The sequence below is a fragment of the Inhella proteolytica genome (assembly GCF_016093275.1).
Classification (GTDB): domain Bacteria; phylum Pseudomonadota; class Gammaproteobacteria; order Burkholderiales; family Burkholderiaceae_C; genus Inhella; species Inhella proteolytica.
Genome location: NZ_JAEDAK010000005.1, coordinates 260,176 through 281,939, shown reverse-complemented (window position 1 = coordinate 281,939; position 21,764 = coordinate 260,176). Strand labels below are relative to the sequence as shown.

General features: G+C 68.6%; 11 protein-coding genes. 3 read left to right on the top strand and 8 right to left on the bottom strand.

Features of this window, described 5'->3' with window-relative positions; translation table 11 throughout:
* Positions 1-10: 10 nt before the first annotated feature.
* A complete protein-coding gene (locus tag I7X39_RS09735) occupies positions 11-1,558 on the bottom strand; it encodes an AmpG family muropeptide MFS transporter (RefSeq protein WP_310739902.1) in 1,548 nt (515 codons plus the stop codon).
* 53 nt (positions 1,559-1,611) lie between these two features.
* Positions 1,612-3,594: a putative bifunctional diguanylate cyclase/phosphodiesterase gene (locus tag I7X39_RS09730; protein ID WP_198110955.1), complete on the bottom strand. Its 1,983-nt coding sequence runs from the start codon at positions 3,592-3,594 to the stop codon at positions 1,612-1,614.
* Positions 3,595-3,774: 180 nt separating this feature from the next.
* Between I7X39_RS09730 and uvrA the strand changes: the two genes are divergently transcribed.
* The gene (uvrA, locus tag I7X39_RS09725) at positions 3,775-6,666 is read left to right on the top strand and encodes an excinuclease ABC subunit UvrA (RefSeq protein ID WP_198110954.1); all 2,892 of its coding nucleotides are present in this window, start codon (positions 3,775-3,777) and stop codon (positions 6,664-6,666) included.
* A gap of 80 nt (positions 6,667-6,746) precedes the next feature.
* Here the strand turns inward: uvrA and I7X39_RS09720 are convergent, their stop codons facing one another.
* The 5 genes from I7X39_RS09720 to I7X39_RS09700 form a co-directional block, all read right to left on the bottom strand.
* Positions 6,747-7,238: a hypothetical protein gene (locus I7X39_RS09720; protein WP_198110953.1), complete on the bottom strand. Its 492-nt coding sequence runs from the start codon at positions 7,236-7,238 to the stop codon at positions 6,747-6,749.
* A gap of 388 nt (positions 7,239-7,626) precedes the next feature.
* Positions 7,627-9,309, bottom strand: coding sequence for a hypothetical protein (locus I7X39_RS09715; RefSeq protein WP_198110952.1), 1,683 nt, complete (start codon positions 9,307-9,309; stop codon positions 7,627-7,629).
* Complete coding sequence (locus I7X39_RS09710) at positions 9,306-12,377, bottom strand: phospholipase D-like domain-containing protein (RefSeq protein WP_198110951.1); 3,072 nt, start codon at positions 12,375-12,377, stop codon at positions 9,306-9,308. The genes I7X39_RS09715 and I7X39_RS09710 overlap by 4 nt, the downstream gene beginning before the upstream one ends.
* A 21-nt stretch (positions 12,378-12,398) precedes the next feature.
* A complete protein-coding gene (locus I7X39_RS09705; protein ID WP_198110950.1) occupies positions 12,399-15,779 on the bottom strand; it encodes a type VI secretion system Vgr family protein in 3,381 nt (1,126 codons plus the stop codon).
* Positions 15,780-15,915: 136 nt separating this feature from the next.
* On the bottom strand, positions 15,916-16,659 hold the full coding sequence (locus I7X39_RS09700; protein WP_198110949.1) for a GNAT family N-acetyltransferase: 744 nt from the start codon (positions 16,657-16,659) through the stop codon (positions 15,916-15,918).
* A 161-nt stretch (positions 16,660-16,820) separates the two neighbouring features.
* Between I7X39_RS09700 and I7X39_RS09695 the strand changes: the two genes are divergently transcribed.
* Positions 16,821-19,580, top strand: coding sequence for a C1 family peptidase (locus I7X39_RS09695; RefSeq protein ID WP_198110948.1), 2,760 nt, complete (start codon positions 16,821-16,823; stop codon positions 19,578-19,580).
* Between the two features lie 76 nt (positions 19,581-19,656).
* A complete protein-coding gene (locus tag I7X39_RS09690; protein ID WP_198110947.1) occupies positions 19,657-20,724 on the top strand; it encodes an SPM autocatalytic domain-containing protein in 1,068 nt (355 codons plus the stop codon).
* On the opposite strand, the gene I7X39_RS09685 is transcribed toward I7X39_RS09690, so the two are convergent.
* Positions 20,612-21,667, bottom strand: coding sequence for a hypothetical protein (locus I7X39_RS09685; RefSeq protein WP_198110946.1), 1,056 nt, complete (start codon positions 21,665-21,667; stop codon positions 20,612-20,614). The two genes, I7X39_RS09690 and I7X39_RS09685, sit on opposite strands and share 113 nt — an antisense overlap.
* Between the last annotated feature and the right edge of the window lie 97 nt (positions 21,668-21,764).

The window sequence follows — 21,764 nt, the reverse complement described above, 5'->3', positions numbered from 1 at the left end:
CAATTCTTCGTCAATCGTCGACGGCCAAGGGGCCAGCGGGTTGTTCGAGGCGCTCAATTTGGGGTCGCAGCGCCCAAAGCAAGAGGATGCCGGGGGCGGCGAACAGCAGACTGACCAGGAAGAACACCGGCCAGCCCAGGCTTTCGGCCAGCACGCCGGCCAACGGCCCCACCCACACGCGCCCCACGGCGCTGAGCGCCGAGAGCAGCGCGAACTGCGTGGCCGAATAGCGCTGCTGGCACAGGCTCATCATGAAGGCGATGAAGGCCGCCGTGCCCATGCCGCCGCACAGGTTGTCGATGGCGATGACCATCAGCAGCCCGCCGTCCAGCGAGGTGGGCGTGGCCAGTTTGACGATCAGCCAGTCGAAGGCCGGCACCTGCAGCGCCCCCAGCTGGCCCTGGCCCGCACCGGCCAGCCACCAGTAGCCCAGGTTGCTCAGGCCCTGCAGCAGCGCGAACAGCAGCAGGGCGCGAAACAGGCCCAGGCGCAGCATCAGCACGCCGCCGGCCAGCGCGCCACCGATGCTGAGCCACAGGCCGAAGATCTTGTTGGCCACGCCGACCTCGGCGGTGCTGAAGCCCACGCCGGTGAGCAGAAAGGGCGTGAGCAGGCTGACCGAGAAGGCGTCGCCGAGCTTGTAGAGCACGATCAGCACCAGCATGGCGGCCGCACCCGGCTGGGCCAGATAGTCGCGCAGGCCCCCCAGCAGGGTGTCGAAGCGGGCGCGGCGTGCCGTCCACGCCGCCATGGGCACCACCAGGCTCAGGCCGACGAGCAGCACCAGCAGGTCCAGCCATTTGCCGCCCATCGGCGTGGCGGGCGCCAGCCAGAGCTTGAGCAGCGGCGCCACGCCCTGCTGGGTGACGGCCACGCCGAAGCCCACTGCGGCCAGCACGGCCCCGAAGCCGAGCAGGTCGCGGCGCGCATCCGTCTCGGGCCGCAGGGCCTGCGCCAGGCGCGGGCTGGCCAGCAGGGTGAGCAGCGCGGCGCCGCCCATCAGCGCGGCGAACAGGCGGTAGACCTCCGGCCAGCTCAGGCCGCCGCCAGCGGCCGGGTCCACCCAGATGAAGGCCAGCCCGCCGCTGACGATCATGGCCAGGCGGTAGCCCAGGGTGTTCAGGCTGGCCCCCAGCGCGCGTTCGGCGGGCGGCAGCAGGTCGGCACGGTAGGCGTCGTAGGCCACGTCCTGGCTGGCCGACAAAAAGGCCACCAGGATCGCCAGCGCCGCGAAGGCGCCGAGCTGCTGCGCCGGATCCAGCTCCGAGAGCGCCCACAGCGCCAGCGCCAGCAGGGCCTGACTGAGCGCGATCCAGCCACGCCGGCGCCCGAACAGCGGCAGATCAAAGCGGTCGATCAGCGGTGCCCACAGGAACTTGAAGGTGTAGGGCAGGCCCACCAGCGTCAGGAAGCCGATGGTGGCCAGGCTCAGGCCCGACTGCGTCAGCCAGGCCTGCAGGGTCTGGCCGCTGAGCGCCAGCGGCAGGCCGGAGGCAAAGCCCAGCAGCAGGATGACGGCCAGCCGGTGCCAGCGGGCCAGGGTGGAGGTCAGGGGCACGGGAGGCTCTGAGAAAGCGGCGCGCGATTGTGCGGTCGCTGCCGCTCAAAGACTCAGGGCCAGGTGCGCAAACGGCCGCTGAGCTCTTCGGCCGGCATCGGCCGCGCAAACAAATAGCCCTGCTGTTGGTTGCAGTTGGCGGCGAGCAGGAAGTCGCGCTGGGCCTCGGTCTCGACGCCTTCGGCCACGACATCGATATCGAGCGCCTCGGCCAGGCCCAGCACGGCGCGCACCAGCACGCAGTCGTCCGGGTCGTCCGGCAGGTCACGCACGAAGCTGCGGTCCACCTTGAGCTTTTGCGGGCGCAGCAGCTTCAGGTAAGCGAGCGAGGAGTAGCCGGTGCCGAAGTCATCCACCGCCAGCGACAGGCCCAGGCCGCGCAGGGCCTGGATGGTCTGCATGGAGGTCTCCGAATCGCTCATCACCGTGCTCTCGGTCAGCTCGATGGTCAGCTCGCCCTTGCCCACGCCGTAGGCGCGGATCAGTTCGCTGAGCTGGTCGATCAGACGGGCATCGCGGAAATGGCTGGCCGAGAGGTTGACGGCGATGGAGCCCGGGTGGCGGCCCATGGTCTTCCAGCGTGCCAGCTGCTGGCAGGCGGCTTCCAGGGTCCAGGCACCGATCTCGCGGATCTGCCCGCTGTCCTCGGCCACCGGGATGAAGGTGCCGGGGTAGAGCAGGCCGCGCACCGGGTGCTGCCAGCGCACCAGGGCCTCGACCGAGCTGATGGTGCCGCTGCGCGCGTCCAGGATGGGCTGGTAGTGCAGCACCAGCTGGCCGCTGCGAATGGCCTCGGCCAGCTCGCGCTCCATTTCCAGCCGGGCGGCCAGGGCGGCGTCCATGTCCGGCTGGTAGAAGCTGTAGCGCGCGCGACCAGCCTGCTTGGCCTGGTACATGGCCATGTCGGCATGGCGCACCAGCTCGTCAAAGTTCTCGCCGTCCTGCGGGAACATGGCCACGCCCACGCTGGCCGAGACGGTGGCCTGCTGGCCGCTGGCCAGCTCGAAGCCTTCGGAAAGCGAGCCCAGCATGCGCTGCACGATCAGCTGCACGGTCTCGACCGAGGCGGCCTCGCGCAGCAGCAGCAGGAATTCGTCGCCGCTGATGCGGCACACCAGATCCGAGCCGCGCACCGCGGCGCGCAGGCGTTCGCTGACGGTCAGCAGCAGGCGGTCACCCGCAGCATGGCCCAGGGTGTCGTTGATGTTCTTGAAGCGGTCCAGATCGACGAACAGCAGGGCCAGCTGCTGGCCGTTGCGGCGCGCGAACGAGGCCTCGTGGGTGAAGACCTCGCGGAACAGCGTGCGGTTGGGCAGCTGGGTCAGATGGTCGTACATCGCCATCTGGCGCAGCTGGGTGTTCTTGGCCTCCATGTCGGCCAGCAGTCCGTCGATCTGCTCGCCGGTGTGGTTCAGGTGCTCGCCCAGCTCGCCCAGCTCGTCGCCGCGGTGCCAGTCCATCACCGGGTGGGGCTCGCGGGCGGCGATGGCGCTGGCCTGGCGCTTCAGCACATCGATGGGGCGCACCAGGCGCCAGTACAGCACCATCAGGATGATGATGCCGCCCAGCACCACCTGCAGGCCGACGATGGCGGCGATCTGCGTCTGGCGCTCCTTGACCAGGCGCTCGGTGGCGCCGTCATCGAAGGACACGGTGAGCGTGCCCAGCACCACGCCCTCACGGCGCACCGCCGCGGCCATTTCCACGGTGGGCCAACTGGGGTCGCACTTGCTCTGCTTGAGTTCCTTGGCACCCGGGCGGTCTTCCACCAGGCTGACGGCACAGACGCTGACATCGGCCAGCAGCTGCTCGATGGCGCGCTGGGTGGCCTGGGTGTCCAGCACCCACAGCGGGTCCACCAGCGAGGTCGAGGCCAGGTTCAGCACCGCCGCGCGCTGGCCTTCCAGGATGGGTTCGACGCTGCGGCGCATGAAGGCATCCGACAGCGCCAACACGATCAAGGCGGGCGCTGCGATGCCCACCACGACGGCGAGCAGGATCAACTGGCGCAGCGAAAGCTTGAAACGCGTGAGCATCAAGGGGTGACGAAGGGAGCTTCAACCATTCTGCGCCATGCCCGCCGGCCCTCAGGCTCGGGTCCACCCTCAGGGAATGACCTGAGTGCCATTCCGCCCACACCGCGCGCCCGTCGCGCCCTGGCAGGCCCGCCGGAGCCCGCCCACCTATGATGACCGGTTCCCCTGGAGACCCCCGCAATGTCAGGCGCAACAGCAGGTGAAGCGGCTTGGATCCGCGTGCGCGGCGCGCGCACCCACAACCTCAAGGCCATTGATGTGGACCTGCCCAAGCACAGCCTGGTGGTGATCACCGGGCTGTCGGGCTCGGGCAAGTCCAGCCTGGCCTTCGACACGCTTTATGCCGAGGGCCAGCGGCGCTACGTCGAGTCGCTCTCGGCCTACGCGCGCCAGTTTCTGCAGCTGATGGACAAGCCCGAGGTCGATGTGATCGAGGGCCTGTCGCCCGCCATCGCCATCGAGCAGAAGGCCACCAGCCACAACCCGCGCTCCACGGTCGGCACCGTCACCGAGATCCACGACCATCTGCGCCTGCTGTTCGCGCGCGCCGGCACGCCCTTCTGCCCGGACCACGGTCTGCCGCTCGAAGCGCAATCCGTCAGCCAGATGGTGGACGCCGTGCTGGCCCTGCCCGAGGGCAGCAAGCTGATGCTGCTCAGCCCCCTGGCGCGCGAGAAGAAGGGCGAGTTCAGCGATGTCTTCACCGCCCTTCAAGCCCAGGGCTTCGTGCGCTTCCGGGTGGATGGCGTGACGGTGGAGGCGCCCGACCTCCCGGCGCTGAAGAAGACCGAGAAGCACAACATCGACGTGGTGGTGGACCGCGTCAAGCTCGGGCCCGATGCCGCCACCGCCCTGCGCCAGCGCCTGGCCGAGAGCTTCGAGACGGCGCTGCGCCTCTCCGAAGGCCGCGCCCTGGTGCTGGACATGGCCAGCGGCCAGGAGCATCTGTTCAGCAGCAAGTTCGCCTGCCCGGTGTGCAGCTACGCGCTGGCCGAGCTGGAGCCGCGCCTGTTCAGCTTCAACTCCCCCGCCGGCGCCTGCCCCAGCTGCGAGGGCCTGGGCCAGGTGCTGGGCTTTGACGCCAGCCGCGTGGTGGCCTTCCCGTCGCTGAGCCTGGCCAGCGGCGCGGTCAAGGGCTGGGACCGCCGCAACCCCTACACCTTCGGCCTGCTGGAGGGTGTGGCCAAGCACTATGGCTTCGCCATCGAAACCCCCTTCGAGGACCTGAAGCCCGAGCACCAGCAGGTGCTGTTGCAGGGCTCGGGCGACGAGGAAATCGAGTTCGCCTACGTGAGCGAATCGGCCAGCGGCCGCAAGCGCACGGTCAAGCGCAGCCACCCCTTCGAGGGCATCCTCACCAATCTGCAGCGGCGCTACAAGGAAACCGACAGCGCCGCCGTGCGCGAGGACCTGGCGCGTTACCAATGCGCCCAGGCCTGCCCGGACTGCGAGGGCACGCGCCTGCGTCGCGAGGCCCGCCATGTGCACCTGCACAGCGCCGACCGCCCCGAGGACAAGGGCCGCGCGATCTACGAGATCGAGCGCATGACCCTGGCTGACGCCCAGGCTTATGTGGAAGGCCTGCACCTGAAGGGCGCCAAGGCCGAGATCGGCGCCAAGGTGCTGCGCGAGATCCACGCCCGCCTGCGCTTCCTGAACGACGTGGGCCTGAGCTACCTGAACCTGGAGCGCAGCGCCGAAACCTTGAGCGGCGGCGAGGCCCAGCGCATCCGCCTGGCCTCGCAGATCGGCAGCGGCCTGACCGGCGTGATGTACGTGCTGGACGAGCCCAGCATCGGCCTGCACCAGCGCGACAACGACCGCCTGATCGCCACCCTGCGCCGCCTGCGCGACCTCGGCAACACCGTGATCGTGGTCGAGCACGACGAAGACGCCATCCGCGCCGCTGATCATGTGCTGGACCTCGGTCCCGGCGCCGGCATCCATGGCGGCCAGGTGCTCGCGCAAGGCACGCCCGAGGAAGTGGCCGCCAACCCGGCCTCCATCACCGGCCAGTACCTCAGCGGCGCGCGCTGCATCGAGGTGCCCCAGCAGCGCCGCCCCTTCGGGCCCGACAAGCTTGTCATCAACAACGCCCGCGGCAACAACCTGCGCGGCGTCACCGCCGAGTTCCCGGTCGGCCTGCTGACCTGCGTGACCGGCGTCAGCGGCTCCGGCAAGAGCACGCTGGTGAACGACACGCTCTACGCCGCCGTGGCCAAGAAGCTCTACGGCGCCCACACCGAACCCGCACCCTTCGACCTGCTGGAGGGCATGGAGCTGTTCGACAAGGTCATCAACGTCGACCAGAGCCCGATCGGCCGCACCCCGCGCAGCAACCCTGCCACCTACACGGGCCTCTTCACGCCCATGCGCGAGCTGTTCGCCGAAGTGCCCACCGCGCGCGAGCGCGGCTACGGCGCCGGCCGCTTCAGCTTCAACGTGGCCGGCGGCCGCTGCGAAAGCTGCCAGGGCGACGGCGTGCTGAAGGTGGAGATGCACTTCCTGCCCGATGTGTACGTGCCCTGCGACACCTGCCACGGCCGCCGCTACAACCGCGAAACGCTGGAGGTGCTCTACAAGGGTCTTTCCATTGCCGACGTGCTGGACCTGACGGTGGAAGCCGCGCTGGCCCACTTCAACGCCGTGCCCGCCCTGGCGCGCAAGCTGCAGACCCTGATGGACGTGGGCCTGGGCTACGTGAAGCTGGGCCAGAGCGCCACCACGCTATCCGGCGGCGAGGCCCAGCGCGTCAAGCTGGCGCTGGAGCTGAGCAAGCGCGACACCGGCCGCACGCTCTACATCCTGGACGAGCCCACCACCGGCTTGCACTTCGCCGACATCGAGCTGCTGCTCAAGGTGCTGCACCAGCTGCGCGACGCCGGCAACACCATCGTCGTCATCGAGCACAACCTCGACGTCATCAAGACCGCCGACTGGATCATCGACATGGGCCCCGAGGGCGGCGCCGGCGGTGGACGGATGCTGGTGTGCGGGACGCCGGAGGATGTGGCGGCGCACCCCGAGAGCCACACGGGGCGGTATCTGGCGCCGTTGTTGCGGCGGGGGTGAGTCAGGCTGCGGGCGTGTGCGGGCCGGCCGCTGCCGGCTAAGAAAGTTCGTGCTGGGTCATCGCCGGCAACTCGCCAAACTTAGCGCGCAACGCCTTGGGCGGAGTCGGTGGGTGCATCCTGTTCAATGTAACTGCTGGCTCTCGCCTTACGCTCTGAGCGCTGGCCCAGGTACCAACAGACGACGGCGATCAGAAGTACTTTTCCGTGTTGAGACAGCAGGCCGAGCAGGACCCACCAGCGGCTCGCTCCGCAGCGGTGCAGCATCACCGTGGAGCAGGCGACAAAGAAGGCCAGCAGCACGATGTCCAGCGGGCCCGGTATGCGTAGCCACCGGTCGCCACCCAGCAGGATCCACGCGAAGGGCAGCAGGGAGAACAGCCACCATCCCACTGGCGGCTGGGCGAGTTCGCCAACACCCGTGGAATCCTTGCTTCGCTGGCTCAGGACCCGGTAGCCCAGCCAGGCAAAGACCCGAAATGCGATGGCCGTCCCGATGATCAGCGCGGTGGCCAGCCGGCCGTACGCGCAGGCGCCTTCGAAGCTGCTTCCGAAGTTCTGGCACGGCTGCACATGGACGATCCAAGCCGCAAGGGCTCTGATCAAGAGCGGGCCAGCAGGGCGCCGACCAAGCGGGTGGCTGTGCGCAGGAATTCTGAAAGGACTGGGCTCATTGCTGTGGTTTTGTCAAGAAGAGGTGCCGGCGCAAGAGCCAGCGGCAGGGCGCGATCGGCTTGGTTGCGGCCCTGCCGTATAAAGCTCACGCCCCAGTTGTGCTCGCCTAAGCCTCGGGCTCTGTCACCTTCACTCCCGAGCTGACCAAACTGCACACCACCACCTTGAGCCCCGCCAGCTCGCTGGCTTAAGCAGGTCGCTCCCTGTCCTGTCCTGTCTGATCCTTCTGACCCTTGGGCTGGCTGCTGGACTTGCCCAGAGCCTGCTGCTGCGCATCGTGCCTCGGCTACTGAATTGGCGGGCCACTCCAATTGATCGGAGCCTCTTTGGCGACCGGGTGGCCGTGCGGATAGAACGCCTGCTCGAACTCAATGAAGCCGGTCGCCTTCAAAAAGGCATCCCAATCGCGCCAGATTTCCCGCCCCTGCAGGTCGGTGTAGCGCACGCGCAATTCCTCGTCGCTGGGCGGCTTCTCGGGCGGTTTGCCGCGTTGGGTCCAGGCCTTCTTTGCACTCTTGAACAGGTCTTTGAGTGGGCCGCCCCGGCCTGAACTGGGCCCCTCCGGTGGCAGTGCCTTGGACCAACTCAGGGCCTTGAGCTGGTGCTGGCCGTCCGGCCCTACTTCGTACACCCGCAAGCGCACATGCGCGCGCGGCACCTTGATGCGCGGGTGGGCCAGCGCCTGGTCCAGCGCATCCCAGTCCTCGTCGTAGATCTTCGTCTTCTCTTTCGGGTCGTTGCTCATCAGGCCATCGTTGATGACCTGATAGACCTTGCCTTGTGCGTTGAAGCGTTCGTGCCGGAACACATTGCCCCCCGCATTGCGGGAGAAGATGCGTTCGGTGATGCCGCCATTGGGCGGGAACATTTCGCTCACCGTGCCGGAGGCCGTGGCCGGTCCGATGCGCACGCGCCGGTAGGCCTTGACGCTGTGCGGCAAGCCGTCCATCACCGACGTGGGGGTGGGCTGCGGAAAGCGGTAGATGGCAGCCAGTTTCGAGTCGTGCAACCGATGGTCGGACACGTTCTCGATCTGCGGCAGGCCCGTGACCCATCGCAAGCCCCACAGGTTGTCGGACTCGGCCTCGCCCCAATGCCCGGGCTGGGTTTCCAGTCGGTAGATTTCGCTCCAGAGATTGCCCTCACGGGCCTCTGCCTCAGAGGCGCCCATTTGCTGCACCGAGCCGATGTAACGGCCGCTGGCGTCGTAGCGATAGAGGAACTGCGAGCTGGCGCTCAGTCTGTCCACTTCGGCGCAAGACGTGCCAAGCTTGCGCATGCCGGCGACGAAGCGCTCCAGGCGCCCCTGGGGCCCGTAGAAGAAGCACTGGCGCTGCCCGGCTCTCTCTCTCCAGGGCTCAGGGCTGTTGATCTGGGGCTCCCATATCCGGGTCTGACGCCATTCCCGCAGCCGCCCCTGCGCGTCGTAATGGAAGGTGGAAATGAAGCGCGGGATGTACTTGGCCGCCATGGCCTTCAACACCGGCACATGCGCCAGGCTGGGTTCCCGCCAAATGGGTACGTAGTCAACGTGCTCAGGCTGGAGCTCTCGGTCCGGATGCCGCAGCCTCCACTCCTCAACGCGACAAACGCGCCGCTTGCCTTGCGCATCGCGTTCGTAGAACACGGCGAAGTGATCCCTAGATTCCCCTGCCTTGAAGGACTTCGCGTCGTAGCGCGTCGGATCCATGTGGTTCAGTGGGACGAAGCCGACGAACTGCGGCCTGTGGGGATAGTCGTCCGGCTTGTAAAGAAGCGCGCCGGACAGGGGCAAGTTCGTCGGGTTGGCGCCGGCCTTTTTGAGTGCGGCATCCAGCCCTTCATCGGCTTCTGCATTGAAGTGGAGGTCAAAGTAGACCTCTACCCCGGACGCCGGATAGGTGCCGAGGGACTCCGAGTTGAAGCACGCCGCCGTAACGGCCGGCGCTGCCAGCGAAAGTGCCAGCACGACACCCAGCATCCTCTTCATGAGAGGGTTCCGGATTCGGAGGGCGCTAGCCCGGCCATCTTCAGCTTCTCCTCGAACGCCTCCCGGCTCGGGATACCTGACGGGGAGCCCATGTCGGCGATGAGGAAGTCGCCCTTTTGCCCCCCCAGCCACTCGTTCTTCTCGTCAATCCCAAAGTCCAGCGGCATGGCGACGAAGAAGCCCGTGACTTGCTTGCGGAGGTGATCTGCCGCCCTCTCCATGTTGTGCACCTTGCCGGCGTAGTGAATTGCGGGCCGAACGGGCGGGGTCTGCATGTAGGCCGGAGCCAGGGCTGGAGGCTCGGCGCCGAAGTCGGGGGTGACGGACTGCAGATTGGGAAGACTGGGCACCGGCAGCACGGCGTCCGCAGTTCCAACCGCCACCGCGGTGACCGGTGCGGCCACCCGAACCCCATTGCGGATCGCGTCCGTCGCCACCCCAGACTTGCTGATGCGCTTGGGCCAGCGGTCGGCTACCTCGCTGAACTTGCGCATGCTGTTGCGCGGCGTGTGCAGGAACACCTCTTCGTAGGCCCGCGCGTTGTCTGCCGCGGTCTTTCTGATCGCACCAACAGTGGCCGCGCTAGCGGGCTTCAAAGGGTCGTAACCCTGTAGGAGATCAGTAGTCGCCTCCCGAGGCGGATACGACAACTCCCTGTCCTTCGGCAAGCCCGACTTCGAGTTGTCGGTGCCCTCCCGGTCCGCGCGCATGAACGCCTTGTCCTTGATCTCCAAGCCCATGTGCTTGCGCCACAGCGCCAGGCGCAAGTCGCGCGCAAAAGTTCGGGTAGTGAGCTTGATGCCATTGCCCAGGTCCACGCCCAGTTGCTTGTCGTTGTCGCGAATGACGGCCGCGATCTCGGAGTCGCCATTGCCGTTCAAGCTGCGGTCGTTGACGTTGGCGCTGCCGATGATGGCCACGGCGTCGTCCACGATCAGCAGCTTGCTGTGCACATAGATCTGCTCCGTGATGATGAAGCGGCCCTTCTCCTTGCTCAGGATGCGCTCCCCACCCCGCTCGCCCACACTCTTGGGCTCGCGCTCGAACAGCACGGTCTGGCCCCAGTTGCGCAGGTTCAAGAAGGTGATGTAGGGCTTCCAGGCGTCAGCCTGCATCTCGGCCTGAACCTCGGGCTCGCTGATGTTCGCGAGTTGGCTACCCTTCTTCTTGCGCGCCAGGGTTTCGCAGATCTTGCGCAGCAGGCTTTGCCGCCCATGCTTGATGGTCTGCAGGATCCAGTAGTGCTGCTTGGCCACGGGGCCGGCCGTCAAATTGCCCTCGGGATGGACGGGCAGCACCAGGTAGACATGGAAGGGAACCCCTGTAACGATGGCCCGAGAAATGCGGGCGGCCAGGCTGGCGGCGATCGGGTTATTGGCCGGTGACGCTTCGCCTTTGGCGGACGCCCCGCACTGTGAGATGAAGAACTGCGTCTCGATGTAGACATAGGCTTGCGCGGAAGCGATGCAATTCATCATGGCTTCCAGCACGGACTTCATGGGGCCGCCAGTTGTGGCCTCGAGGTCGCCGGTGTAGCGGTTGGCTGTCAGCGCACGCTCCTGCTCCACCAGCGGCGTGGACATGGAGCGCACGATTTGCACACTGACTCCTTGCCCGTCGGGCTGCCGCAGGTCGCCAAACAGCGCCATGCCGCCATGCTTGACAAGGAAGGCAGCGTCCATCGGGGTGGATGCACGGCGCCGTGCGTCGATGCGGTTGTCCGCCTGCGTGAAACAGAGATTCCAGCGGCGCGCAATGTTCTTGTAAATATCAAACACCGCCGCACCCTCGATGCGTGCATGCACGTCCTGCCACGGCATGCGGGGCTGGCAGCCCTCTTCCAGCGCGTGCAGCGCATCGAAGTAGTCGGGCAAGGCCTTCACTTCCTCCCAGGCCTGTCTGGCGTCATCCACCAGGCGACTCGGGTCTTCGGCGTAATAGGTGGCGTCCCGGGCCTTGGCCTCCAGATCGGCCACGGTGGCTTCCCAGGATTCCTGCAGCGACTTCTTCATCGCATCCAGCTTTTGCGCCATGTGCTGCAAGGCGATGCGCCCTAGATCCACTTCGGCCGACATCGAGGTGCCGATGGCATCCAGAACCCGCCCTTGCCGCATCTGCTGGCCCGCCAAGCGCTTTTTGGCCATGTAGTCGTTGTAGACCTTTTGCGCCGCCTGCAGCTTGCGCACCATGGCCTGGTACTTCTCCAGCAGAAACTTCTTGAGACTGCGGTTGACTTCCAGGGCCTCGATGAAGACCAGCACTTCGCTCCAGGTTCTACCCTCGGCCCACAACTCCTTGACGCGCGCCAACAGGATGGAGAGCACGTAGTACGGCTCGGCAAAACCCGGCAGTTGGCGACTGCCGGCCGGCAGGGGTCGCCCCATATTGGTCAAGGTCAACCGATGCTCTTCGGCCGTCAGTTCACGGCCCTTGGCAAGGCCCGGGTTGTACATGTCGTTGATGCGGTGCAGGTAGGGGTCTGCCACCACATCGAAGTTGCCGTTGTCCCAGCGTCCGTAGGTGATGTCCATTCCACCCACGAAAGCAAATTTGCCATCGACGACGATGAGCTTCTGGTGATGCGAAAAGCCGATGTTTTCCCAACCCCGGCCGGTGCTGGGCTTCTGCACTGCCACTTGGACGCGGCGCGGCTCATTGCTCCGGTTCAATGACTCCATGAACCGACGCACCTCGTTTTCGTGCGTGTAGGCTGGGCTTTCCACGCTGTCGTAGAGCAGGATCCGGACTTCAAGCGCGGGGGCTCGGTCCAGTTGCTCGGCAATCAACTGGCTGAAGCGTCCAGGATGGTTTGGATTGGAACGATTGACCAGTTCCACGTCGAAGTCCATCTGCCAATCCACGAACAGCAGGAACTTCTGCGCGCTGCGGATCGCTGCGGCAACGTCCTTGTAGAGCGCTTCGCCATCAACATAGAACTTCGCCTTGTTTCCATGGCGCGGCGCTGCAAAGTAGGGCCGCGAAACCGCCCAGTACTGAGGGGTGCTGTCTGCGCGCGTGTCAGTGGCAACGGCGACGTTGTGGCGCAAGTCAAGGACTTCGGTGCTCATCAATGTGCGGAGTCCTGCGACTCAAAGATCGGTTTCAGACTTGGGCTTGCCAAGCACCTTGCTGCCGTAATCGGTTTCGGCCCAGCGGCGCAGCTCTTGTTCCTCGTGCATGTCCATCTCCGCGAAGCGAGGTGCGTAATTGCGTGCGGCCATGATGCGAGTGACTTCAGCAGCCAGCGGATCTGCGTTGCTGTGCCGCCCTAGCACCAGCGGGACGCACTCAAGGCCGTAAACGAGGCAAACATCTCCTGCAAAGGCGCTGACATGCCGCATCAGCTGCTTGCGCTCTTCCGGGCTCAGAACCACCTTGCCGCTGGGGTCGGTCACGCCAGAGAAGTACACCTCGATGCGGGACGCCGGATCCACAAAAGCCGCACACCGCTGCACGGGATCCTCTATGGCGGCGATCCCAGGCTGAAGTCGAACGATCTCCCAGGGGCGCCCAGCCGCGCCAAGACCCGCCGGGCCTGGCAAATCCTTGATCGAGATCTCGAAGTTCAGATCCCGTGGCTCGATGGGCAGAGCCGGCAACTTGGGCATCGGATACCCCACCGTCGCCGCCGCAATCATGTCCTTCATCGCCGCCTTCACCGTGATCGTCCCCGGCGCGATCACGTCGATCTTGCCGGCCTGGATCACGATACAGGCCCCGCCGCTGGTGGCCAGGGTGATCTTCTTGGCCGCGGCCCAGTCGATGTGCTGGGTCTGGCTGCCCACCGTGAGCTGCTTCTGGGCATTGACCTGCAGCGTGTCGCTCTGCGCTTGGATCGTGATGTCCTTGTGCCCGGCGATCAGGTTGAGCCCGCTGGCGGTGGCGCCGGATCCCGGCGCGATCGCCCCGGCCAGGATGCCGATGGCTTGGCCGGTGTGCAGGCGGTAGTCGCCGCCCACAGCTTGTTCGAAGTCCTCGCCGGCCGCCTCGGTGATGGTGTGGCCTGCCGCCTGGATGTGGTCCTGCCCCGCCACTTCGGTGATGCCGCCCTGACCCTGGAAGGCGATCACCGGCGCCACGGTGTGGGGCAGCTTGTCGCCGCCGGTGTTGCGCTGCTGCGCGTCCTTCAGCGCGTCGTCCCAGGCCGTGCCGTCCACCAGGCCCTTGAGGGCGGTGAGCAGGGCGTGGGTCGGGGCTTCCTTTTCCGTCTGGACGCTGAAGCTGGCCTTGACCGTGCCCAGGTGCGCCATCAGCGGCGGCACGAGGTGGGTGGTGGCGGATTGGCTCAGCACCTGGCCGAGCTGCTTGAGCTGCTTGGCGATGGCGATGCCGGGGGCGTTGTCGCCGGCGGGTTCCTGGGCCTGGGTGGGGGCGGTGCTGAGCAGCAGGCCCTGGCCGGCGCGCAGGCTGACGTAGGCGTCGCTGCGCAGCTCGAAGCCTTCGCCGCGGAAGCTGCCGCGGTGGTTGTCGGCCTGGTGGATCAGGTGGCCGAGATTGAGCTGGCTGCTGTGGGCGGAGCTGTGCAGCTGCACGCGCAGCTGGCCGTCGCTGTCGTCCAGCACGAGCTGGTTGTAGCCGGTGTTGCCATCCCATTCCTGGCTCTTGAAGCCGCTCATGGCGCTGGCGTTGCGCTGGCCTTCGGCATCCAGCGCTTCGGGGCTGCCGCCGTGCCAGGCGGGGGCGTGGCCCTGGGTCAGATTGCCTTGGCTGCTCGGGCTGTGATCCGTCGAGAGGGCGTAGGGCTTGCGGTCCTCCTCGCCGCCCAGGCCGCCGGGCGTGGCGGGCAGGGCGCCTTCGCCGCGGCCGTCGTAGAGCGCGCCGATGACCTGCGGCTGCTCGATGTCGCCGTTGATGAAATCGACCAGCACCTGCTGGCCCAGGCAGGGGATGAACTGGGCGCCGCCGAAGGCGCCGGTCCAGCTCTGCTGCACGCGCACCCAGACGGAACTGGCGCTGGTGTTGGCGAACTGCGGCAGGCCCTGGAAGTCGTAGCGGATGCGGATGCGGCCCATGGCGTCGCCCACCACGCGGGCGTCGCGCGGCTCGGCGCTGCCGCGCTCATCCACCACCGTGGCCGAGAGCACGCCCGGGCAGGGCGCCTTGGGGTGCAGCGCGGTACCGGCGGGCCGGTGGATGGCCTCCAGCAGCGGGATCAGCTCGTCGTCGGGCTCTTCAATCGGTGCGGCATCCACGCCCAGCGCCCACCAGGCCGGACGCCAGGGGATGTCCACGCGTGCGCAGGCGAAGCGGTTGGCGTAGCCGTTCTGGGCCACTTGCTTGCGCAGCTCGGGCCCGACCCAGGCGGGCAGCGCATCCGCCCTGCGGTGCGCCCAGCCGCGCGCGGCCAGCTCGTCGCTCAGGGCCTTGGGCAGGTTGTTCAGGCCCACGTGGGCGATGGCGCTGAGCAGCAGGGTCTTGTCGCGCGCCTCGCTGCTCTGCACGTCCAGTGGGCTGTTGAGGATCTCGAAGCGCTGGCCCACCGCGAAGTGGCGCACGGTGCTGCGGCCGATGAAGCGCTTGTGCTGCACCTCCCAGCCTTCCTGCGCCAGGGTCAGGGCGCGGTCCAGCTGGCTGCGGCCCTGGCCTTCGAAGCCGACGCCCCAGCTGTGCTCGCCCAGGTGGGCGTAATGCTCCAGGCGCGGGGCGGCCTCGCCCAGCGTGCTCTGGCTGATGAGCGGCACCTCGGCGGCCACCACGCTGGCGGCAGCAGGCTGGCTGGCCACGCCGCTCAACAGCCAGGTGGGGATGAAGCGGGCCTGGCCCAGGGCCTGCACGGTGTCGCTGGTCTCGGTGGGGTTGTCGCGGTGGAAGCGCACCGGGCCGAGATCCGGGCAGGCGGCCTCGCTCGGGCTGTCGGCCAGGATCACCACCGTGTCGCTGTCGCGCTCGAAGCGCAGCACCAGGCCTTCTTCGCGCAGCAGGCGCTGCACGAAGGCGAGGTCGCTCTGGCGGTGCTGGACGACGTAGGGGCGCAGGCCCTCCGTCGTGGTCCAGGGGGACTGGGCCAGATGGGGTTCGACGCAGTCGGCATAGCGCCATTGCGCCTGCGGGGCGTAGGCGCCGAACACGGCGTCGAGGATGGTGGTGAGCGGCTGCTCCTGCCAGACCTGGCTGTGCTGGCCGTAGCCCAGCAGGGAGAGCCAGGAGCCCAGCAGCAGGCGGTAGCGGGCCAGGCCGCCGTCGGCTTCCTCGGCCTCGATGCTGAGCACCAGGGCGCTGCGCACACCCTCGCTGCCATCGGCCAGGCGCGTAAAGAGCCGCAGGCGCTGGCCGAGGATGGCATCCAGGTCCAGCAGCGGGTTCTCGCTCAGGCACACGAGCTCCAGCGACCAGGGCTGGTTGAAGGCCTCGCGTTCGGCCCAGGCTTCCACCAGCAAGTCGTCGGGGCCGAGGCCGTCGACTTCGGCGCGATAGAGCCGGCGCTCGGCGGTGAAACCACCGAGCAAGGAGGTGAGGAACGCGAGGGACATGACAGGTCCGCAGAAACAGGGCGGCGCGGATTGTGGGAAGCCGCGCGCCTTGTTGCGGGGTCGCCTTGCAATTGCTCACCATCGCTTGCAATTGCAGTCCCCGCGTCTGCGGGGAGTTCCTAGCTGGGTCCTGCGCTTAGGGCTTGACGGCGAGGCCCGCGCCCAGCACGCGTTGGCGCAGGCGTTCGGTGCGGCGGAAGAAGTCGACGTTCAGCAGCAGACCGGCCAGGTGCAGATCGGTGCGGCGGCCGTCGGGTTCGCGGAAGTGGCCGCGCAGCACGCCCTCGCGCTCGAAGCCCAGGTGCTCGGCCTGGCGCTGCGCCACCAGGTTGTTGGCGTAGAAGCAGGCGCTCAGGCGCTCCACGGCGGCGCGCTGGGCCAGCCACTGGATGGCCAGGTGCGCGGCCTCGGTGGCCGTCCAGCCCTCGGGCTCGGGCAGGCCGATCAGAAGCTCGGCGCGGCGCTGCGGCAGCGACCACTCCACCACCGAGATGAAGCCGCAGCCGCGGCCCTGGCGCTCGATGGTCCAGTGCATGGCGCCGCTCTCTTCGGGGATGGCCCAGTATTCGCGCAGCAGGGCCTCGTGCAGGGCGCCGTCGTCGGCCGGCAGCGGCTTGGCCAGGCGGTGGAAGCGCTGCATGAAGTCGCGGTCGCCCCAGCAGCGGCGCAGCAGCGCGGCGTCGATGGGGCCACGCCGGCGCAGGCGCACCGTGCGGCCCTGCACGGGCTCCCACCAGAAGGCCTGGTGCTGCCAGGCCCAGCGCGCCAGCGTGGCGTCCTTCGGGCGTTGGGCACAGGCGGTGTCCAGCAGGGCCAGGGCGTCGGCGCGGCGGCCGGTGCGGCGCAGGCGGCGCAGGTGTTGGGCTAGGGGTTCGCTCACGGCAGGGTCCAGGGGAAGTCGCGGACAGTGTCGGTCACGGCCGCTGGCGCGGCGGAAAGTCAAGGCTCGGCCCCCTGGCCGGTGCGAGGCAACCAATTGCTACGGTTGCGCCGGATGGGCCCCAACACAATGCCCGCCTTCATCAGAAGGGGGAGTCGACGATGGCCACGCTGCTGCTGTTCCGTTCCTGCACCGGCCCCGAGGTGGCGGCCCTGCGCCGCGCGCTGGCCGAGCAGCTCGGCGCCGATGCCGACGACTACCCCGGCCTGGCGCGCGGGGAGCGCTTCGATGCCCTGTGCGAGGCCGCGCTGCGGCGCTGGCAAAGCGGCGTCGGCCTGCTGGCCGACGGCCTCCTGGGGCCCCTGGGCCAGCGCCTGCTGGGCTTGCGCGAAGGCTTCGAGCCCCTGCTGCCGCTGCACCAGGTGCGCACGCTTTTTCCTGCCACCAAGCCGGCCAATGTGGAGCGCTACTGGCCCTATGTGGAAGCGGCGCTGCAGGCCTGCGGGCTGGTCGACCCCCTGCTGGTGCGCGCGGCGCTGGGCACCATCCGCGCCGAGACCGAGGGCTTTCTGCCCATCCCCGAAGCGCCCTCGCGCTTCAACACCCGCGACGGCCAGGCACCCTTCAGCGCCTACGAGGGCCAGGCTCGGCTGGGCAATACCGAGCCCGGCGATGGCGCCCGCTTCAAGGGCCGCGGCTTCGTGCAGCTGACCGGCCGCGCCAATTACCAGCGCCTGGGCGAACGCCTGGGCTTCGACCTGCTGGCGCAACCCGATGCGGCCTGCGCCCCCGAAGTCGCCGCGCTGTTGCTGGCCCTGTTTCTGCAAGGCGTGGCGCCGCGGCTGCGCAAGGCCATGGCAGCGCAGGATTGGGCGGCGGCGCGCAAGCTCGTCAACGGCGGCACGCATGGACTGGAGCGCTTTGCCGCCGTATGCGCCTGGAGCCCGCCCGTGCAGGCCCGCGCGCGCCAGAGCGTGGCGGCCCCGGCCACCGCCCGCAAGGACCCGGTGGACCTGCGCGACCGCCCCTACCTGCCCCCACCCACCAACCTGCTCGACGCCTTCCCACCCGACACCGAAGTGCGCGCCGCCCTGCCCGCCTACACCGCCGCCGGGCTCATCCTCAACCAGGGTCAGGAAGGCGCCTGCACCGGCTTTGGTCTGGCCTGCGTGGTCAACCACCTGCGCTGGCGCAGCGCTGGTCGGCCGGAAACGTTCGAATCCGTCAGCCCGCACATGCTGTACCGCTTCGCGCGCCGCTACGACGAGTACGCGGGCGAGGACTACGAGGGCTCCAGCTGCCGCGGCGCGCTCAAGGCCTTCTTCAAGCATGGCGTCTGTCTGAACGGCGACTGGCCACGCGGCGACGCGCGCCCGCGCTACGGCTACACGCGCCGCGCCGCCGAGCAGACCCTGGGCGTGTACTTCCGCGTGCAGCTGCGCGCCATCACCGATCTGCAGGCCGCCATCCAGCAGGTCGGCGCCGTCTATGCCGCTGCCTCCGTGCACGCGGGCTGGTACGCGCTGCAGCATGGCCGCGGCGACCACCCCGGCCCGCAAAGCCATGCCGACCTGCCGCGCATCGAGTTCAAGGGCGAGGCCCCGGGCGACGCCGGCCATGCCTTCGCCCTGGTGGGCTTCAACCGCGAGGGCTTCGTGGTGCAGAACAGCTGGGGCCCGGGCTGGGGCGCCGGAGGCTTCGGCCTGCTGAGCTATGCCGACTGGCTGAGCAATGGCATGGATGCCTGGGTGGTGGGTCTGGGCGTGCCCGGCGTGCTGGCCGGGCGCATCGAAGCACGCGCGCCCGGCTCCGGCAGCGGCGCCGCACAGGCCGGCGCCGGCTGGTGGAGCGAGGAGCAGGCCTACCGGCACAGCGTGGTGCTGGGCGACGACGGCCGCGTGCACCGCTACCTCAGCGAGGACGAACCCACGCGCAGCCTGCTGCACCAGGTGGCCGCCCTGCCCGAGGCCCAGTTCCGCCGCGGCACACCGCGCCAGCTGCTGATCTACGCCCATGGCGGCCTGAACAGCGAGGGCGACGCGATCCACCGCGCCCGCGCGCTGGGCCGCCTGGCCCTGGCCAACGGCGCCTACCCCCTCTTCATGGTCTGGAAGACCGGCCTGATGGAAACCTTGGGCAACCTGCTGCGCGGTGGCGCGCCCGCGGCCGGCCTGGGCGAACAGATCAGCGAGCGCACCGACGCGCTCATCGAACGCACGGTGGGGCGCAGCCTGGTGCGGCCGATCTGGAGCGAGATGAAGGCCAATGCCGAGCTGGCCTTCGAGGCCGGGCGCGGCGGCGATCTGTTCGTCTCCGCCCTGCTGCAGCTGGCGCAGGGCGGGCCGCTGAAGCTGCACCTGGTCGGGCATTCGGCCGGTGCCATCTTCCTGGGCCATCTGCTCAGCAGCCTGGCGCGGCGCGGCGGCCTGGGCCTGGTGCAGTCCGTCGAGCTCTACGCGCCGGCCTGCAGCATCGCCTTCGCCAACCGCCACTACGCCGCCCACCCCGGCGTGCTGGAACGCCTGCACCTGAACCTGCTGAGCGAGCGCCGCGAGCGCGAGGACGCGGTGGGCGGCATCTACCGCAAGAGCCTGCTGTGGCTGGTGGCCAATGCGCTGGAGACCGACCGCCGCACGCCCCTGCTCGGCCTGGCCGCCGCCTGGGACCCGGCCTACAGCAGCTGGGAGGGCAGCTCCAGCACCGCCGAAGCCCTGCGTCAATGGCGCCGCGCCGTGGCCGACAGCGCGCTGCAAGAGCGCCTGCGCATCCTCGACGCCGACTCGGTTTCCACCGCCCAGGGCAAGCCCATCCGGGCCGACCACGGCTGCTTCGACAACGACCTCGAGACCGTGCAGCGCACGCTGGAGCGCATCTGCGGCACGCCGCTGGCCGCGCCGCCGCAGGATTTGCGCGGGTTCTGAAACTGACAGACGGCGCTCAAGTGCGCCGCCCGTGCGGCCGATAGCAAGGCTTCATGACGCCTATGCGGAGGCCGTGATGAAGATCAGTTCCTCAGAGCTGGAGCTGGCCGCTGGCCATGCCTCCTGGCAGCGCCTTGAGCGCCGCGAAACCGACCGTGCCTGGATCGGCACCCGGAGGCCCGATTTCGACGGCCGGCCCAGCCTGCCCACGCGTGCGCAGTTCTCGCCCGCGGCCCAGGCGGTGGCGCAGGCGGCGCCCCCTTCCCGGCCCGCCACCGAGGCGGTGAGCGACCCGGCGCAGGCCAGTGCCGAGGCCGTGCGCCACGACCCACGCATGCAGCTGCTGCGCGCCATGCTCTGGCTGGTGTTCGGCGAGCAGCCGCCCGATCCGATCGACCGCCTGGAAAGCCCCGAGGACGCGCCGGATGCGGCCGATCTGCGACCGGCCGAGACCCCCGCCGCCGCCAGCCCGGCACCTGCGCCCACCCCGGCCCCCACGCCCCCGAGCGGCACGCAGCGCACCGTCGAGGAGACCCAGCTCTCCTTCGAATCCACGCGCTTCGAGGTGCAGGGCTCGGTGCGCACCGCCGATGGCCGCGAGCTGCAGTTCGAGCTCAAGCTGGAAATGAGCCAACTGCACTTCGAACACCGGCGCGAGACCAGCGCGGTGCAGGACCCGCTGGTGCTGAACTTCGACGGCCCCGCCGCCGACCTGCTCGGCCCGCGCTGGGACTTCGACCTCGATGCCGACGGCGTGCGCGAGAACCTGCCCGGCCTGGGCCCGGGGCGCGGCTGGCTGGTGTTCGACCGCAACCAGGACGGCGTGGCCAACGACGGCAGCGAGCTCTTCGGCCCGCGCAGCGGCGATGGCTTTGCCGAGCTGGCGGCCTTGGATGCCGATGCCAACGGCTGGATCGACGAGAACGACCCCGCCTGGAAGCAGCTGAACGTGTGGCGGCCGGGCGGCGGCCTGCAGTCCCTGGGCGCGGCCGGCGTGGGCGCGCTCAGCCTGGCGCGCCTGGCCACGCCCTTCACGCTGCGCGGCGCCGAGGGCTCGCCCGAGGGGCAGCTGCGCAGCAGCGGCTTCTACCTGCACGAGGACGGCCGGCCGGGGCTGCTGCAGCAGGTGGACCTGCGCGTCTAGGGCCTGTTAACACTACGCGGCGCCCGCCCCAGCAGGCCGGCTGGCTGGCGGGCGCCGCCCAGCAGCTGGCCGGCAGGGGCGCCAGGCGCAGCAGGCGGCGCGAGGCGCTGTGCTGCACCTCCAGCGCGGCCTTGAACTCCGGGTAGCTGGTGAGCAGGCGGTCGAAGCTGCCGTCGGCCAGCGCCAGCTTCAGCCCCAGCTCGATGCGCTCGGCGAGCGGAGCGTTGGTGTCGTTGACGAAGAAGTAGAACGGCGCCTCGTAGTAGAGGAAGAGCTTGTCCTCGATGGCCAGGCCGAGCTCCTGGTACTTCTTGAAATCGCTCTGGATCTCGTAGATGCCGCGCGGAAAGAAGTCGAAGCGCTGGGCGGCCAGCATCTTGAAGAGGTTCTCGTGCCAGGCCGAGCCTTCCACGGTGAAGCCGTTGCGCCGCATGATCTTCGTGTCCACCCACTGCGAACCCAGGCCGGCGGTGAGCTTGCGCAAGTCGTCCAGGGTTCGGATGCGGTCGAAGCGCGCCTGCTCGCCCTGGCGGATCAACAGGATGCGGTAGTTGTTCAGCTCCTTCAGCAGCGACACCGGAATGGGCCGCAGCCCGGTGGTCAGGCCCGGGTTGGGGGCGGTGAACACGAGATCGATGAGCTGCCCGTTCTTCAGCTCGGTCACGGCGCGCTCCAGGGAAATCACCTCCTTGAGGATCTGCACCTCGTAGGGGCCATGGCTGTCCTGGGTCTTCTTCAGTGCCAGCTCCAGCAGCTCGAAGAAGTAGCCCGGCCGGCCGTCCCGCGGGGCATCGAAGGCGGGCACGCGGACGCGCGTGGGCTCCGCCGCGTGCAGGCCGCCCGGGCCCAGCGCGCACAGCGCGGCGAGCAGCAGGGCGCGCCAGGCCAAGCGCCGCTCGGTGCCGAGGAACCAAGGAATCGGAAACAAGGTGCGCAAGACCATGCCGCAGATCCGTGGGCGGCCACGGATTCGTCGCGAGAGCCAGTTCAGGGAGCCCGGACGATACGGGGAACGGGCCGGACGCCGCTGGCGGTGGCCC

Excerpts from the sequence above, each read along its gene's own strand:
- I7X39_RS09710 (WP_198110951.1), bottom strand. The coding sequence starts at position 12,377 with ATGAGCACCGAAGTCCTTGACTTGCGCCACAACGTCGCCGTTGCCACT.
- I7X39_RS09695 (WP_198110948.1), top strand. The coding sequence starts at position 16,821 with ATGGCCACGCTGCTGCTGTTCCGTTCCTGCACCGGCCCCGAGGTGGCG.
- I7X39_RS09685 (WP_198110946.1), bottom strand. The coding sequence starts at position 21,667 with ATGGTCTTGCGCACCTTGTTTCCGATTCCTTGGTTCCTCGGCACCGAG.
- I7X39_RS09705 (WP_198110950.1), bottom strand. The coding sequence starts at position 15,779 with ATGTCCCTCGCGTTCCTCACCTCCTTGCTCGGTGGTTTCACCGCCGAG.
- uvrA (WP_198110954.1), top strand. The coding sequence starts at position 3,775 with ATGTCAGGCGCAACAGCAGGTGAAGCGGCTTGGATCCGCGTGCGCGGC.
- I7X39_RS09690 (WP_198110947.1), top strand. The coding sequence starts at position 19,657 with ATGAAGATCAGTTCCTCAGAGCTGGAGCTGGCCGCTGGCCATGCCTCC.
- I7X39_RS09715 (WP_198110952.1), bottom strand. The coding sequence starts at position 9,309 with ATGAAGAGGATGCTGGGTGTCGTGCTGGCACTTTCGCTGGCAGCGCCG.
- I7X39_RS09730 (WP_198110955.1), bottom strand. The coding sequence starts at position 3,594 with ATGCTCACGCGTTTCAAGCTTTCGCTGCGCCAGTTGATCCTGCTCGCC.